This is a genomic window from Cohnella sp. GCM10027633 (genome assembly GCF_042675445.1).
GTDB lineage: Bacteria > Bacillota > Bacilli > Paenibacillales > Paenibacillaceae > Cohnella.
In genome coordinates this window covers 347,893-364,479 of the sequence record NZ_JBHTGV010000005.1, presented here as the reverse complement: position 1 = coordinate 364,479, position 16,587 = coordinate 347,893, and the positions used below count along the sequence as shown (strand labels likewise).

The following is a 16,587-nucleotide window of genomic DNA, read 5'->3' as shown; positions in this document are numbered from 1 at the left end:
TCAATATACATAATCTTCGTCGGGCTCGAATTACAGTGTGAGCGCGCAAGGATCATCGTATGCAACCTAAGCCGCGGTCGTCTATCGCCATTCCTCGGGCAACAGGCGCGCATAGCGCGGCTGAGTATAGCGATCGTCTATCAGCGCGAGAACGCCGCGGTCCCGCTCCGAACGGATGAGCCGGCCTCCCGCCTGGAGCACCTTGTTGATGCCGGGATAGACGTAGGCGTAGTCGAACCCGTTCTTTCCCTCCGCGTCGAAATACGCGCCGATCAGGTCCGGTTCGAGTCCCAGCTTCGGCATTCCCGTTCCGATGACGGCCACTCCGGTCAGCCGATCCCCGACCAAGTCGATCCCCTCCGAGAAAATACCGCCCATCACCGCGAAGCCGACGAGCGTCTCATCCGGGTCGGCAACGAACGATGCCAGGAAGCTCTCCCGTTCTTCCTCCGTCATGTCCGGCCTCTGCAACAGCGTCCGGATCCCCGTGCCCCCGCTCTCGCCTTCGCCTGCTCCTACGTTTGCGCTATCAACCCCGCTTCTGCCGTCTCTCCCGATCTCTTCTTCGTCCCCCATTCTCGCCATGAACGTCTCGTACACCGCGTTCATATACGCATACGAAGGGAAGAAGAATAGGAAGTTGCCCCGTTCTCGCTCCTTGCCCCGTCCACCGCCAGCCGCCATCTCCCGCAATTTGGCCGTCAGCCGGTCCTTCGTGGCTTCCCTGTCGGCGTATCGGGTCGAGAGCGGCACGATGGAGACGTCCCATTGCGACTTGTCGAACGGAGAGCCGAGCGTCACCGAATAGTCCTCTTCCTCGGCGCCTAGCATGTCCATGTAGTAGCCGATCGGCGACAGCGTCGCGGAGAAGAACACGTGCGCGCGGAACCCCTTCCCTATCTGCTTCAGCAGCTGCGCCGGATGGAGGCAGAACATCTTCACCCGGACGTCGTTGCGATCCGGCTCAGCGTACGTCACGTAACTGCCGTCGTACTGCTCGCCGGTCCGGACGAAGCGCACCGCCGCGAAGTAGACGTCAAGCAGCTTCGCGCTGTCCGACGCCCCCGACGCCAACGCCTTCTCCGCGACCGCGGCGAACGACTCCACGAGCGCGAGCAGGTCGTCCGGCCGCTCCTTGACCGCCTCCGCGGACCCGCCGATCGCCTTCTTCCGCTCGATGAACCACTTGTTGACCGCCTTCGCCGCCGCTTGCACGTCGCCCCGCACGCCCTTGAACTCCCGCTCCAGCTCGAGGAAGTCCCGCTTCTCCAGCACGGCGGAGTACATCTCCCTGGCCCGATCGACGAGGTTATGCGCCTCGTCCACGAGCAGCGCCGTCTCGCGCCTGCGTTCCCCGCTCAATCGCTTTAGCGATACCCGCGGATCGAAAATATAATTATAATCGCACACGACCGCATCCGCCCCGTACGCCGTGTCCAGCGACAGCTCGAACGGGCACACCTTATGCTTGCGCGCGTACCGCTCGACGACGTCCCGGCGTATAAGCGTCTCGTTCTCCAGCAAGTCCAAGACCGCGCCGTTGACGCGGTCGTAGTAGCCGTCCGCGTACGGGCACTTCTCCGGCCGGCAATCCACCTCGTCCCGGAAGCAAACCTTCTCCTTCGCGGTAATCGTCACCGAGCGCAGGTGCAGCCCCTGTGACTTCAGCAGCGCCAGCGCGTCTTCCGCGGCCGTTCTCGTGATCGTCCGCGCCGTTAAGTAGAACAGATGGCCGATCTTCCCCGCGCCGATCGCCTTGATGGCCGGATACAGCGTCGAGATCGTCTTCCCGATGCCCGTCGGCGCCCGCGCGAACAGCTTGCGCTCTTCGTCGATCGCCTTGTAGACTGAGCCGGCGAGCTTCTTCTGTCCCGCGCGATAATCCGCGAACGGGAAAACCAAGCCGCCGATACTCTCATCTCGAAGCTTCCGGTTCGCCAAAAGCATGCGTGCATAAGGCGCATAGCTGGCGACGACGTCCTCCGCGAACGCCGTCAGTTCCTCCAACGACGCTTCCCGTTCGAACCGCCGCTGCTCCTCCGTCTCGACGTGCACGTAAACGAGACGAACGCGAACCCTCCCAGCTCCGCTCTCCCGCGCGTACATGTACGCGTAGAAGAGAGCTTGCGCCCAATGCACGGGAGCGGCGTCCGCTTCGGTCATCGCGCCGATGTCCCGCATCGTCGACTTGATCTCCTCGATCGTCATCGTGCCGCTCCCGTCGTCCAGCAAGCCGTCGCATCGGCCGTCCACGGCGAAGAGGAGATCCCCGCAAGCGATCTCCGCCTTCAGATACACTTCCTTCCGATCCGCCTCGCCGTATTGCCGCTGGATCTTCTGATGCGCCTTGGTGCCGTCCGACAGCGCGCTCGCCGATCGGAAACCGGAGTCGATGCTTCCGGAGGCGTATACGTATTCGACGAGGCTTCTAACCGATAGAGCGACGATGCAAGACATAAGCTGGCCAGCCCCCAAGAGGAACGTTTGTTCTTCTATTGTAACGATCCGCATATTCGCCGCGCAAGATGGGCAAACGATGGGAGCAGCAATTATCCCCTGATAAGGATGCCTGACCCATGTTGAGCTCACTGCGGAATTGGATCGAGAAGCGATCTCCCGCCCAAGTGATCGCCGGCTATTATCTTCTGGCGGTTACGATATCGATCGGTTTGTTCTGCATTCCCGCGGTGCTTCGGCCCGGCGTGGAAGTGACGTTCGCGGACACCGTGTTCACGGCCGTCAGCGTCGTCAGCGACACGGGGCTCGGCGTGTTCAACGTCGCGGACACGTACAGCGTATTCGGTTATTTCGTCATCATGCTCGTCCTGCAATTCGGCGGACTCGGCATCATGGCGATGAGCACCTTCTTCTGGCTATTGATCGGGAGGAAAATCGGGCTGAGGGAACGTCGCCTCATCATGGCGGACAACAATCAGTTCGCGTTATCGGGGCTTGTGCAGCTGGTGAAGGAAATCCTGCGGATTACTTTGCTCACGGAATTAATCGGAGGGCTCGTACTCGGACTCCGGTTCCTGAGCTATTACGATTCGTGGAAGGACGCGTTCCTGCAGGGGCTGTTCGCCTCGGTCAGCGCCACGACGAACGCCGGCATGGACATAACCGGCCAATCCCTCGTCCCCTACGCGGGCGACTACTTCGTGCAGGTCGTTACGGTCGCGCTTATTATTTTCGGAGCGATCGGATTCCCCGTGTTAATCGAGGTGAAAGCGTACGTGACCAGCAAAAGGACGAAGCCCGAGCAGCCGTTCCGCTTCTCTCTGTTCACGAAGCTGACGACGTTCACTTACTTCGTCCTGCTCGCGTTCGGAACGGTGCTCATCTGGCTATTCGAGAATCAAGCGTTCATGAAGGGCATGTCTTGGCACCAGAGCTTCTTCTACGCGTTCTTCCAAGCCGCCACGACGAGAAGCGCCGGGCTGACGACGATGGATATCAACGCCTTCACGATGCCGACCCTGCTGCTGATGAGCCTGCTCATGTTCATCGGCGGGTCTCCGAACTCCGTCGGCGGCGGCATTCGGACGACCACGTTCGCCTTCAACATGCTGTTCATCTACCATTTCGCGAGAGGGGTCCGTTCGATCAAGGTGTTCAAACGGGAGCTGCATCCGGACGATATTCTGAAGTCGCTCGCCATCTCGCTGCTCGCGGTCGTCATGTGCGCGATCTCTGTCATCGCGATCAGCGTCGCGGACAAGGGGCCTTCGCTCATGGCGATCATCCTCGAAGTCTGCTCGGCGTTCGGAACCGTCGGCCTGTCCACCGGCATAACGCCGGAGCTGAGCCTGTTCTCTCAAGCCATTCTCATGGTGCTCATGTTCCTCGGAAGAATCGGGCTGACGACCTGTCTATACCTTATCGGGGGCGGCCTGCAGGATCCGAAGTTCCACTATCCGGTGGAGCGAGTAATGACGGGGTAAAAAGATTCGCGCGGTTAATACTTGTTCAACAGACTCATTAAATAGGTTTCTAATCTGATCTTGACCAGCTCGTCCGTCAGACCCGTGAAGCCGAGCGCCGTCCATCCCGGATACACGTCTACTTGCCCGTCGGCGAAGTCGATCAGCGTCACGAGGTCCCAATACGGATCGTAGTCGAACGAATCGCCGGCGAGCTCGCGGTAATGCGCCAGGAACTCTTCGGCGGCCGGAACGCCGTGCAACTGCGCCAGGTTGACGCGGCAATGGCCGACGTCGATGCCGGCCGGGCCGATGCAGCCGTTCACCCAGTCGACGACGCCGCTCACCTCTTCGCCCGACCAGAGCACGTTCGCGGGATGGTAGTCGCGGTGGATGAACCGCTGCCGGAACGCCGGGGCGCCGGCGGCGACGATGGCTATCGCGGCCTGCCATTCGCGAGGCGTCTTCGACCAGGCGTAATCCATGCGCGAAGCGTCGGAATACGGCTTGAACGTCCAAGGGAATGCCTCCGGCTCCGCGGCCGCGGCGTGAAGGCTCGCGAGCGTCCGCGCCAACCCGCGCAGCCATCGCGACAGATCCGGCGGCGACAAGTCGACCGTGCCCTCCAGACGCGTCATCAGCGTCGACGGCCGCCCGCTGCGGGTTCCGTCCTCGTCAACGGCGATGACCCGCGGAGCGTTCACGCCTGCCGTCCGGGTCGCGCGTTCCAAGCTGGCCGCCTCGCGCCGCACGAGATCCGGCTCCTGCCGCAGCCACTCCTCGTCCTCGAACTGCCGCAGCACGACTTCGCGGACTTCCTCGCCGACGCGCAGCGTAATGACGCAGATCGGCGTCGTGACGCCTCCGTGCAGCCGCCTCGCGGCTACGATCGTCGCTTCCGGGTGAACGGACGAGACGACCCATGCCAGGGAACGGTCGGATAATAAGATCGGATTCGACAACGCGCGCCACTCCTTTGAGTCTATTCGTACTGTCTCTACCTATTCGCCGATTCCCCGCACGGTCCCTGCACGCAACGGAAGCCGCCCCCTTGCGGGGAAGCGGCTTTAAACTCGTAATCTATTTGATTATAGGCTCGCCAACGGCAAAGTCATTCTGCTTACATTCTCGCCTTCGACATAGAGGACGGTGTCTTCGATGCCCGCTACGCCGTCATGCAAGGAGATCGTCACGTTCTTCTCGGACCCGGCGTCCATCTCGAAGTAGTTGTCGCTGTAGTAGGCGCGCCGGTCCAGTATATTCAGACGGACATGGCGCGCATAACGCTCCGTCTTCAACCCGACGACGATGTCCGAACCGTTCCTTGCCGCGCGCACGATTTTCAGACCTGAATCGCCCAAAGCGAGCTTGTTGATCTCGTGGATATCGGTGAAATGGTACCGGTTATCGACGACCGCATCCTCCGATACGAACTCGAGCTTCAAATATTCGTTATAGGCGTCTTTCACTTTGAACTCGTCGGCGGACAAGGCGCATAGCAACGTAGAGCTGTCTTGAATAGCCGTACATTCCCATTCCTTGATCCCGAGAACGTGCCCGGAATAATCCAGATGGGAGACGACAAGCTTGCCGGATCTATCTTCCAATATTTCGCTGCACGCGTATATCTCGTAGCCGCCATCGACTTCCTGACAGACGACGATCAGGTCGTCATAAGCTCTGCGCGTATAGTAATACGTCATTTTAGGCAGCTTGTACATGTCGACCGTGGACATATGCGAAGGGAATATGCCTCCCTTGTTCACATCTGCCACCGGATCATTGAACTTCCAATACAGCGAGCCGGCGCAAGTCCACTTCAAGCTTCTGAAATATTCGATCCAATATTTCAGCGCCATGGAGTTGTATACCTGGCTGTAATAGATCGTGCTGTCGTGGTCCTTCTTCTCGATGTATTCGTTGCTGAACGGAAGGAATTCGACCAGCTCGTTCTTATAGCGAAGCTGCTCCCTCGAGAAGTTGAACCGGTAGAACGTATCCTTCTCGGGCAAGCAGATGAATCCGAATTCGCTCATGAACCTCGGCCTGAAGCCTTTGATCCGCTTATAGTAGTTCTTCCCGTAATCGCGGTATTCGTTGACCCCCGGATCCGCCGACATAATATAGATATGCTGATCGCCCTGATAAGGGGATGACGGGTTATCGCCGCCCTTATAGAATTCGTCCGGGCTGTAAGGCGAAGTCGGCATATAGAACCGGAGGGGATCCAACCGCTTGCAAGCTTCCATGAGCACGATGTTGCTCACCTTGTCGTTCTGAAACTCATACGGTCTGCCGGCCCAGCCGAATGCTTGGCCATTCTCGTTGTCGCCCGCCCATACGACGAGGGAAGTGCAGTTCCGATACTCCTTCACCACATGCTCCGCTTCCGCCGCTACGTTAGCAAGGAACTCGTCGTCTTGCGGGTAGATACCGCAAGAGAACATGAAGTCGCTCCAGATCATGATGCCCAGCTCGTCGCCCAATTCGAACATTCTGGGGCTCTCGTAGATGCCTCCGCCCCATATCCTAAGCATGCTAATGTTGCCTTCCACGGCATAATCCATCAGCACCTCGTAATCCCGATCGGTCGTATCCGTATATACCATATGGGTCGGCACCCAGTTCGCGCCGCGGATGAACAGTCTTCTGCCGTTGACGGCGAAGATGAACGACCTGCCGTCTCCCTGATCTTCCCGAATAATCTCGATCTGCCTGATGCCGAACTTCTGCCGCTTGACTTGTATGACTTCTCCCCGCTTCATCAGAGTTAAGCTGAAATCGTACAATTCCGGCTGTCCATACGGCCTTGGCCACCATAGGGAAGGGTTCTCGACCTCGAACGACAACGACTTGAAGTCTTCGAAGCTCCCCTCCTTGAAGTATACTACCCCGGAGTCCTTCTCCAGACGAACCGCAAGGCTGTACTCCCCGAGGTTGCCGTCCACGTCGTCCAGTTCGACTTCGAGGCCGAGTGACGCGGCTCCGTCTTCGATCGATCGGGTGTACAGATAATAGGACTCGATTCGGGCGTCGTTATACGAATGAATGGTAACGTCCTTCCAAATTCCGGCGGTTACGCAGCGGCCACAGAAGTCCCAGGAATAATTCATCTGCGCCTTGCGCGCGAAGATCCTGTCGCTGGTCGTAATCGAGAAGATGCCCTTCTGATCCATGTGCTCGACATGCTTCACGGCCGAGTAACAGCGAACGACGAATACGTTCCTCGCCCCGTAATTCAGCGCTTCGGCGATGTCCGCCTGGAACGGGACGTGCATATTGCGGCTGGATCCTAGCTTCACGCCGTTCAGGTAGACATCGCAGAACGTATCCAGGCCCTTGAACTCGACGATCACCTTGCTCGCCTTCCATGAGCTCTCGGCGAAAAACTCCTTATGATAGACCCAGTCTACTTCCTCGATCCATTGCTCTTCATCCGTATCCTTACTGTAGACATGACCACGGATAATGCCCGCTTTCCTGAGCGTCCCGTGAATCTCCTCCGGAATCTGGGCGTCGATCCATCCTTCGGGTACGAACGTCTCGTCGAGAATGTCCGCCACGGACTCGTTATAGGGGACGTGCGTGACTTTCCATTTGCCGTTCAAGGACACGTTCATAGGGCCGATTCCTCCGAGTGTCCAACATTCGTATACTTTCGTACGATCACGGCGAGCTCTTCCCAGGTGTCGCAGTTCTCCGAACGGAACGACTCGGGGAGACGGCAAGCCTCTTCCCACGGCAATTGCCGAAGGAACGGTTTCAAGTTCTGCTCCACGCAGATCGTTTGCATAATCGTCCGCATGCGGAATTGCAGCGGGTAGCGCATCTCCTTGGAGATCGGCTTGAAGTACGTCGCCGCCATGTAATCGACCAGTGCCTCGCCCTTCTCCTGCTCTTGCTGCTGATTCCACACTTGCCGGATTTGATCGGCGAACTGTCGCCAAGGCGTATGCTCCCGAGGATAGGAGATCCCCATGAAGGCCGAATCCTTGTACGTCCATAACGCCCAGGATACATCGTTAACTTCGCACAGCTCGAGCATGTCCTCGATGAAGCCGACCTGGAATTCGATCTTGTCCGGACTCAGATCGTAGCCGAGCTCTCCGCACCAGAGCGGCCGCTTGTACTTGTCGCGGATGAGCAGGAGCTTGTCGAACGCCGCTCGGAAAATGTCCATGCGCCGGCCTCGATCCATCTCGGGGGAGAGTACGGCCGGATCTTCGACGAACGGGTAGAAGTGGAATTCATAGGCGACCTGCGGATCGTCTACCGGGTCCAGCATGGAGAAGTCGGTCGTGAACGCATTGCCTTCGATGAAGATAATGTGGCGCTCGTCGTGCCGGCGAATTTCCGAGATTACCTTGCGGTAGAATTCGTTGAACACCGCGGCGTCCTTCACCATGGACGGCTCGTTCACGATGTCGTAGCCACCGACCCATGGTTGATCCCGATAGTGCCGCGCGATATGGCCCCATAAGCCGATGACGGTATCGCGCAGAGCGCCGTATTCCCAGAACAGCGGAAGTCCACTCGCGGTGTCGCAATGCCAGTCCGGATTCTGTCCGCCCGGTACGGAATGCATGTCCAATACCGCGTAGATCTCGTACTTCGCGCATAGCGAGACGACATGATCCAGATAGACGAAGCCTTCTTCCTTATATTGACCAGGATGCTGGTCGTCGAGGAAATATTTGTAGTTGAACGGAAGCCGCAACGAGTTTACGCCCAAGCTTTTCAGATAGGCGAAGTCGCCCTCGTCCACGAACTCCAGCAGGAACTTGCGGAAAAACCGGTCCCGCCGCTCCTCGCCATAGACGTCCGCGAAAGCTTGCTTGATCATCGTATCGGTGCCCGGCAAGCCGATCATGAAGTGCTCGAGGTTCATCCAGGTGCCTAAGCCGAAGCCGCGCAAGAGGATTTTACTTCCGTTAACCGTGAAGTCCTCGCCGCTTACTTGCAGGAATTTCGTCGTGTCTGCCATTGTATCGCCCCTCCCTGAATATCGTTGTTCGTCAGTTTTTCATGCCGGTCGTAGCTACGCCTTGGATGAAGAACCGTTCGCCGACGAGGAATACGATCATCATCGGAATCGTAGCGAGCACGGTGCCTGCCATCAGTAAACCGTAATCCGTCGTATGCTCCGTCTGGAACGCCTTCAGGCCGAGCTGCAACGTCTTGAGGGCATCCGTCTGAATATAGATTAGCGGAGCCAGATAATCGTTCCACATGAACGTGAAGGTGAAGATCGTCAGCGTTGATACGCCCGCCAGGGAGAGCGGCAACATGATCCGCCAATAGATCCCCCACTCGCCCAAGCCGTCGATCCGCGCCGCCTCGCTTAGCTCCCCGGGCAGCGACATGAAAAACTGCCGCAGCAGGAAGATGCCGAAGCCGCTGAATACTTGAACGAGAACGTAACCCGTATGCGTATCGTACAAGCCCAAGTCTCTAACGATGTTGAACTGCGGTACCATGATCGAATGCCAAGGCATCATCAGGTTGGTCATGAACAGCAGGAAGACGAAGTTCTTGAACGGAATCTTCAGCTTGGCGAAGGCATAAGCCGCCATGGAGCTGATGATAACTTGCAGCACGGTAATAACAACCGCCAGCTTCGATGTATTGAGGAAATACCGTGCGAACGGTATCGTTGTCCATACTTGTTCGTAGTTATCTAGATAGAGCGAGCTTGGAATCCAGTTCATCGGATTCTTGAACAGATCCACGTCCGTACGCAACGAAGAAGACAGCATCCATAGGAACGGGAACAACGCCGCCGCCGAGCAGACGACGAGCAGAACCAACAATAGAGAGTAGAGGAGCTTGTCCCTTCCTCTGTTCCCAAAGGCGTTCAGCATCTCGATTCTCCTCTCTCTAGTAGGTGACCCATTTTTTCTCCAACCGGAACTGGATGAAGGATACGACCATAATGATCAGGAACAGCACGATGGACATCGACGCGGCGTAGCCCATCTTGTAGTTGACGAACGCTTCTTGGTAGATACGGAATACGAGTACGTTGGTCGAGCGTCCCGGCCCGCCGTCGGTCATGACAGACACGAGATCGAACACCTGGAACGAGTTGATAATGGTAAGGACGATGACCATGAACAAGGTTGGAGACAAGCTGGGAAGCGTAATATAGAGGAACCGCTTGATTCGCCCGGCGCCGTCCAGCTTGGCCGACTCGTATAAGTATTCGGGTATGCCTTGAATGCCTGCCAGCAAGATAATCATGTAATAGCCGAAGCTCTTCCAGGCCGCGACGATCACGACGGCGATTAGCGCCCACTCGGAAGACATCAGCCATTCCGGAGGATTGGCGATTCCGATCGCCTTCAGAATCTGATTGACCGGCCCTCGCAGCGGATTAAGCATTAATCCCCATACGATGGCAATGGATACCATCGACGTAATCTGGGGAAGATAGAACGCCATGCGCAAATATTTCCTGAGATGAAGGACGCTATTGAGCGCTACGGCCGACAGCAGGGCGAGAACCAGCGTCAGAGGCACGAACAATACGGTGTATAGAAAGTTGTTCTTAAGCGAGATTCGAAAATAATCGTCCTGCAGCAATTCCTTGTAATTGCTTAATCCGATGTAATTGGGCTTGAGATCGAACCCTCCGTAATCGGTGAAGCTTAGATACAGGCCGTACAGCAGCGGAGCGAAAATAAATACGGCAAACAGGAGGAAAGCTGGAAGGATAAACAGCGTTCCGGGTACGTGCGCTTTGCTTCGCCGCAGAAGCCTAATCATCGAAATCATCTCCTTTCTGCCCATTAGGAGAGATCGGCTGCCATCATGAACGACATGGGGCAGCCGACCGTTGAATCTCGCGTTATTCGGATGCTACGATTTTGTCGCGCCGTTCGATGAAATTCGCAATCGCTCGGCCAGCGTCCACTTCTCCGAACGAGAACAGATCCAATTGCTCCTTGTAGGCCGTGTTCACTTGATCGATCTGCGGCACCGGTTGATCGCCGATGATCGTCTTCGCCTCGAAGAATGCTCCGCTTCCTTGCAGGCCGGTCGCCTTGAGGAACGCATCCTTCGTCGAATCATTGGAATACGCCGGCAGTACGCTAGCGTTCGCCAGGATGGCTCCGCCTTGCTCGCCGGTTGCGAATTGAACGAACTTGAACGCCGCATCCTGGTGCTCGCTGTTCGCGCTAATCCCCATGAACGTGCTTAGACCGCCGACGGATGTCGGGTCCGCGGCTCCTTCGGGCTGCGGCAAAATCGTCATATCGAAGTCAATGTCCGCCTTGCCTGCCGCGACGTCCGCTTGCAGCATATTGACGGTCCATTCGCCGTTTACCATCATGGCGACGTTGCCGCTCTCGAACTGTTTCAGCCAATCGACGCTTTCCGCTTTCATCTGCTTATAGCTCATGTGAGATTGGTCTTGATTGAAGATGACGTTCGTGAAGTCGAGCCATTCTTTGACGTTATCCAGATCATCGTCCAGGATCGTGGTTCCCTTCTGCAGCGCTTCGATCGGATAAATAATCCAGTCTGCCAGGAAGCCGCCCCACTGCTTGCTCGTTCCTTCGCCCTTCGTCAACCGCTTGGCCAACTCGGCGTATTGTTCCCAAGTCATCTGCTCCGGATATTCGATTCCTTCCTTGTCGAAGACGGCTTTGTTATAGAACAACGCGTACGAAGAGGTCCGGTAAGGCAGCGCATAATATTCCCCGCCCGTGAGCGTGTTGGTAACGTCTTGCAACATTGGACCGTAGGCGCCGATGTCAAGATTCGCGCTCTTGATGCGGTCGCCGATATCCAAAAGCTGTTTTTTAGAGGAGTAGAGGCCGAGGCCGGCCGACCCGCTCATGCTGAAGACGTCGACCGCAGAGTTGCCGGACAAGTTAAGCATCATCTTCGTGTTGTACTCGTCGGCATCGTTGCTGATCGTATTCATATGGACCTGAATGCCGCTGTTCTGCGCATTGAAGGCGTCGACGACCTTCTGCATGTAATCGGCTTCGTCCGTCCACGTGTAATATTCGAGCGTTACTTTTTCGATGCCGGTTTCAGGGCTTTGTTCTGCATTGTTGCTGTTGGCGCCGCATCCGCTTACGATTACCGACAATACGGTCGTCGCCAGCGCCCCGGCGTACAATTTCTTTTTGTTCAAGGTAGAGCCCTCCTCTTTTTGTACATGGTTCTATCCTAACGCGGATTCCGGAGTGCAATAAGGTTGAACTTTTATCAACTGGATTGACTGCCCTGGGCGCGAAGATCGCTAAGCGAGACGGTGGATAACGGGGTTTCGAGCTTGACCTGGGGACGCCCGGGAGGATAAAACTTCAACCTGTTCATTCCGGAAGACAGAATTACAATAGATCAGAATGGGAAGTTTTAAGAAGTATTATTGCGGGAGGAAGGAACTTCATGGTCATTTTCTTCATGTTCATCCTTTTCGTCGCGATCGCCGTCTTCTGTCTGACCCAGCAGAAATATACGAAGGCAACCCTGTTCATGCTGTTCATGGGCCTCAGCTTCTTGCTGGTCGTCAGCGGGATCATCACCTATATGTCCAAGGATGCCTACTACTACCGCAGCATGTACGAGTACTTCGGCATTAGCCGGAACGTTCAGAACGAGCTCCTGTTCCTCCCCGTTTCCCGCTACTTCATCATTCGGGTGCTCAACGTCTTCTCGATGGGATTCCTCTATGCCGGACTATGCTCCGCGGTCTTCTTCGCTTTCCATATGAACCGAAGCAAAGGGCGGCTCATCGTAACGCTTCTCGCCATACCCTGCCTAATCCAGGTGTTCGCGTACGACCCCGCCGTATATACGAGCCTATACTATCTATCGATTGTATCCGGACATCGTGTCCGCGAAGGAGTTCGTAACCGCTTACGATACGTTCCACGGCTTCACCTTCGCGCTCAATTCTCTGTATATCGCCGCCGGCGTATTCCTGATGCTGTATGCGCTATTGGATGCGCCCAAGGTACGACAAATCCGCAGCAACATCGCGATGATCCTCATCAGCTTCGTATCGCTGCAGGCGATGTACTACTATATCAACTTCTGGGCGCCGGACGTTCTCATTACCGTATCCAAATCCGCCCGCTTCATCCGCTACAAGCCGATCAATCTCGTCGGCAATCCGTCTATGTATTCGTTGCTCCCTTATCTCGCGGCGTTCTGCCTATTCATCAGCCTGTACGGCATATACAAGTACGCCCGCATCGAGAACAGCATTCGCAATCAGGAATCCGTCATCTCGCGTAATCTCGACTCCGCCGAATTGACGTCGCGGGTATTCAGCCATTATATGAAGAACGAGCTGCTAGGCATTATGGCGCAGACCGAATACCTCGAGATGTTGTGCGAGAAGTCGCCGGAAGTCGTGACGGAGATCAAGGTGATCGAGCATCGCTGCCGCAACATCTACGATAGACTGGACGTGGTGCACCGGAAGACGGCGAAATCGAAGATGGAACTGCAACCGATCAATCTGAGCGAGCTTGTGGAGCAAGCGCTGGGGAAGCTGCACGAAGAGCTGGAATCCGTTAACGTTCGTTACGAACCCGGCGCGCAATCCTTAACGATCATGGCCGATCCGTATTATTTCACCGAGGTTATCGAGAATATTCTGTCCAACGCGACGGATGCTCTGGCTTCCGTCCCCGAGAAATCCAGGCGCATCGACATCTCGGTCAGTCGCAAGAACAAGTGGGCGGAGCTGGTCATCCGCGACAACGGGGCAGGCATTCCGGAAGAGAATCTGGATCGAATATTCCAACCCTTCTTCTCCTCCAAGCCGACCGCTACGAATTGGGGAATGGGGCTTTCTCTCTGCCACGCGATCATGACCTCGCATGGAGGCAAAATCAGCGCGGCGAGCAAACAAGGAGAAGGCACGGCGTTCCGACTCGTCATGCCCTTGCTTCGAACATCCATGGGCTAGGAGGACGAGAGAAGATGAGCCAATCGGGCGAACCGAAGATCAAAGTGCTGATCGTCGAAGACGACAACCTGATCGCCAAGCGTTATCAACTAATCTTCGACAAGGATCCTCAGATCGATTTCGTTGGGAGAGCCGCAAGCGGCTACGAAGGGACGATGCTGTCGGCGCTGTATCGGCCGGACGTCATCCTGATGGACATCGAGCTGGAGGACAAGCAAGCGGGGCTTAGAGCGACTTCGGAGATTCTGGCGTATATGCCGGACATCAAGATTGTCATGCTTACCGTCTGCGAGACGGATGAAGCGGTGTTCCGAGCTTTCGAGCTTGGCGCCACGAACTATCTGCTCAAGAACATGCCGGCCGAGGAGATCGTCGTTGCGATCAAGGATGCCTTTTACGACATGCCGTCGCTGCATGCCAACATCGCCGGCAAAATAACGCGGGAGTTCAAACGGATTAAGACGACGGAGGATAGTCTGCTCCGTAATTTTCATATTCTTACGTTGCTGACGCCGACCGAGCTCGAGGTGCTTGACCTGCTGCTGAAGGATTACTCCCGCCAGGACATATGCAAGCTGCGTCATGTCGAGCCCTCTACGCTCAAATCCCAAATTCACAGCATACTCAAAAAGTTCGAAAAGGAGAGCGTCCAGGAAGTCGTCGCCGTCCTTCGCGAACTTCACATTCCCGAGATTCTGTCCCGGCGGAACGGAAGTCTTCCGGGGAAAGGCAATCGGGACGCGTAGGAGGCGCAAAAGCCGCATCCCCCCGTCTTCGGGAGATGCGGCTTCGCGTGCGTTATTCTGTAAGGTCCGTATAACCCGGCTTGGAAGACGCGCCGTAGTTGTCGTAACCTCTGTCGATGAATTCCTCGGATACGCCGCCGTTGCCCCCGTCATGCTCGTTCGCTCCATAGCTGCCGTAACCGGCGTCGACGAAGTCCATGGTCCCGCCTCCGCCGTCCTGGTCATCCGAGTAATCGGAATCGTCGTCTCCGCCGACTTTGTCGGCGATTTCCCGATAGCCCAGGCTCTCCGGCACATTATGCACGTCGAAAATGTCGTTCGTACCGTGATACTGCCCGATGTCGTCCGGCTTCGGCGCGTTGCCTCTGCCCCCGGCGATCGGAGCCGTCCTCGGCGTCTTGGCGAGCAATTCCTGCATGACGTTGTCGTGCTTCTCGTGAACGCCGCCCGAGATCGGCTCCACCCGCTTCGTCTTCGACAGCAGCTCCTGCAACACGGCGTCCTTCTTGCCGTGGCTCTCGCGCATCTGTTCCTCGGCGGTATCGGGGGAGTGATTCGCGTAACCGAGAAGCTCCAACGCGGAAGCCTGCATGTTCTTCGAATGCGCCTGCAAGCCGTCTCCGCCGAGCTGCTTGACCTTGTTGCCGTGCTCGTCGCGCTTCAGAATCTTCTTCCCCGTCGCCTCGTCGCGCAGCGGCTGGCCGTCCGGACCGATCTCCGATTCGAATTGCGGCTTGCCGATGAATTCGACCCCTAGCTGCTCGACCGGCACGTGGTTATTCTCCAACTGCTGCACGGTCTGCATCATCTGCCTCGACTCGGGCTGATAGTGGCCGCTGGCGTCGGAGACGAGCTCGACTTGCCCGTCGCGCACCTGCAGCTCTCCCGCTCCGGCGACGTCTTCCCCGGCCAGGAAGCTCGTATGGTGGAAGCGTTCCATGTTGGGCAGCTGTTGCCCGCGGAGCATCTGCTGCTTCTCTGGCTCGTCCGCCAAGCCGCGGATCTCGTCCTTCCGCTGGTCCTTGATCTGCTTCGAGCGGCCCTTGTTCTCCTTGATGACGTCGTTCGTATGGAAGCCGCCCTCTCCGTCCATGACGAAGATATGCCGATCGGCCTTCGAGCCTCTGACCGCGCCCTTCTCGGCGCCGATCGTCGACAGCTGGCTTCCGTCCGTCTTGTTCGTCATATGACCGCTCTCGTCGAAGCCCCGTCCGTACTTCGCGCGCTGCTCCTCGTTCGCGTAGAACGTCGTCGAAGCGAGCTCGACGCCGGGAACGATGCCTCCCCCGAGAACCTCCGTATCGAAGGCGCCCATCTTGTTGCTCTCCATCTCGAGACCGTTCCGCTGCGGCTTCTGGGGAAGCGACGGCAACGGGCGATGCTCGGAATGCGCGCCGTACACGCCGTAGCTGCCCCCGCTCCCGCTTCCGCCGCCGGGTGAGGAATCGAGCTCGGTTTCCATCCCGCCTCCCTCTTCCTCGACCGTCGAATAGAACACCCCTTCGTCGGCACCAGGCTCGCTACGCGGCGGCAACGACGGCGGCACCGGCTTGGAATACGCGCCGTAGCCTTCCGGGAGCGAAGGCGGCGTGCTCGCCGTCTCCATGTAGCCGTGCGTCTCCGGCGCTTGCTCCGCGTCGTATTCCGGCGATTCCTCTTCATCCGTAATGTCCGAGTACGCGGACTCGGGTACGCTCCCCCGCGTCGCTTGGCTGCCGACCGATTGCTCCTCGGCTTCCTGCTCGACCGACTCCTCGACGTCCGTAATATCCGCGTACGGAGACGGTTGCGACATGACGCCTTGCGTCGCTTGATTGCCGATCGACTGCTGCAAGCTTAACATCGGCGGCGTACGATGGCCGCCGATCGGCGCCCGCGCGCGGTGCGAACCGATCGCCGGCGCCTTGGAGGGCTTAGCCCCGACGAACGGCGCCTTTCCTCCGGATATCGCGTTGCTGCGCGGCCTCGGCATGGAAATCGTCTCCAA

The 16,587-nt window shown here is 57.3% G+C and carries 11 protein-coding genes; 3 read left to right on the top strand and 8 right to left on the bottom strand.

The window, feature by feature from the left end:
• Positions 1 to 81: 81 nt before the first annotated feature.
• Entirely contained in the window at positions 82 to 2,457 is a 2,376-nt protein-coding gene (locus ACFQZG_RS15125) for a helicase C-terminal domain-containing protein (protein ID WP_378153894.1), read from the bottom strand.
• Positions 2,458 to 2,576: 119 nt separating this feature from the next.
• Between ACFQZG_RS15125 and ACFQZG_RS15120 the strand changes: the two genes are divergently transcribed.
• Entirely contained in the window at positions 2,577 to 3,941 is a 1,365-nt protein-coding gene (locus tag ACFQZG_RS15120) for a TrkH family potassium uptake protein (protein ID WP_378153892.1), read from the top strand.
• Positions 3,942 to 3,955: 14 nt separating this feature from the next.
• Here the strand turns inward: ACFQZG_RS15120 and ACFQZG_RS15115 are convergent, their stop codons facing one another.
• From ACFQZG_RS15115 to ACFQZG_RS15090, 6 genes are all read right to left on the bottom strand, one after another.
• Entirely contained in the window at positions 3,956 to 4,882 is a 927-nt protein-coding gene (locus ACFQZG_RS15115; protein WP_378153890.1) for a phosphotransferase family protein, read from the bottom strand.
• A gap of 126 nt (positions 4,883 to 5,008) precedes the next feature.
• Positions 5,009 to 7,540 (bottom strand): glycoside hydrolase family 2 protein, encoded by a 2,532-nt coding sequence (locus ACFQZG_RS15110; RefSeq protein ID WP_378153888.1) that lies wholly within the window; start codon positions 7,538 to 7,540, stop codon positions 5,009 to 5,011.
• Positions 7,537 to 8,904 (bottom strand): glycoside hydrolase family 5 protein, encoded by a 1,368-nt coding sequence (locus ACFQZG_RS15105; RefSeq protein WP_378153886.1) that lies wholly within the window; start codon positions 8,902 to 8,904, stop codon positions 7,537 to 7,539. The genes ACFQZG_RS15110 and ACFQZG_RS15105 overlap by 4 nt, the downstream gene beginning before the upstream one ends.
• Before the next feature lie 31 nt (positions 8,905 to 8,935).
• Complete coding sequence (locus tag ACFQZG_RS15100; RefSeq protein WP_378153884.1) at positions 8,936 to 9,781, bottom strand: carbohydrate ABC transporter permease; 846 nt, start codon at positions 9,779 to 9,781, stop codon at positions 8,936 to 8,938.
• A gap of 16 nt (positions 9,782 to 9,797) precedes the next feature.
• Positions 9,798 to 10,685, bottom strand: coding sequence for a carbohydrate ABC transporter permease (locus ACFQZG_RS15095; protein WP_378153882.1), 888 nt, complete (start codon positions 10,683 to 10,685; stop codon positions 9,798 to 9,800).
• A gap of 82 nt (positions 10,686 to 10,767) precedes the next feature.
• Positions 10,768 to 12,066 (bottom strand): ABC transporter substrate-binding protein, encoded by a 1,299-nt coding sequence (locus tag ACFQZG_RS15090; RefSeq protein ID WP_378153880.1) that lies wholly within the window; start codon positions 12,064 to 12,066, stop codon positions 10,768 to 10,770.
• Between the two features lie 702 nt (positions 12,067 to 12,768).
• Here ACFQZG_RS15090 and ACFQZG_RS15085 point away from each other — a divergent pair.
• Together ACFQZG_RS15085 and ACFQZG_RS15080 are read left to right on the top strand one after the other, a co-directional pair.
• Positions 12,769 to 13,854 carry a sensor histidine kinase gene (locus ACFQZG_RS15085; protein ID WP_378153878.1) on the top strand — a complete coding sequence of 362 codons (1,086 nt, stop codon included), beginning with the start codon at positions 12,769 to 12,771 and terminating at the stop codon, positions 13,852 to 13,854.
• 14 nt (positions 13,855 to 13,868) lie between these two features.
• Positions 13,869 to 14,600, top strand: a complete 732-nt coding sequence (locus ACFQZG_RS15080) for a response regulator (RefSeq protein ID WP_378153877.1) — start codon at positions 13,869 to 13,871, stop codon at positions 14,598 to 14,600.
• Between the two features lie 52 nt (positions 14,601 to 14,652).
• On the opposite strand, the gene ACFQZG_RS15075 is transcribed toward ACFQZG_RS15080, so the two are convergent.
• A complete protein-coding gene (locus tag ACFQZG_RS15075) occupies positions 14,653 to 16,572 on the bottom strand; it encodes a hypothetical protein (RefSeq protein ID WP_378153875.1) in 1,920 nt (639 codons plus the stop codon).
• Positions 16,573 to 16,587: the final 15 nt, after the last annotated feature.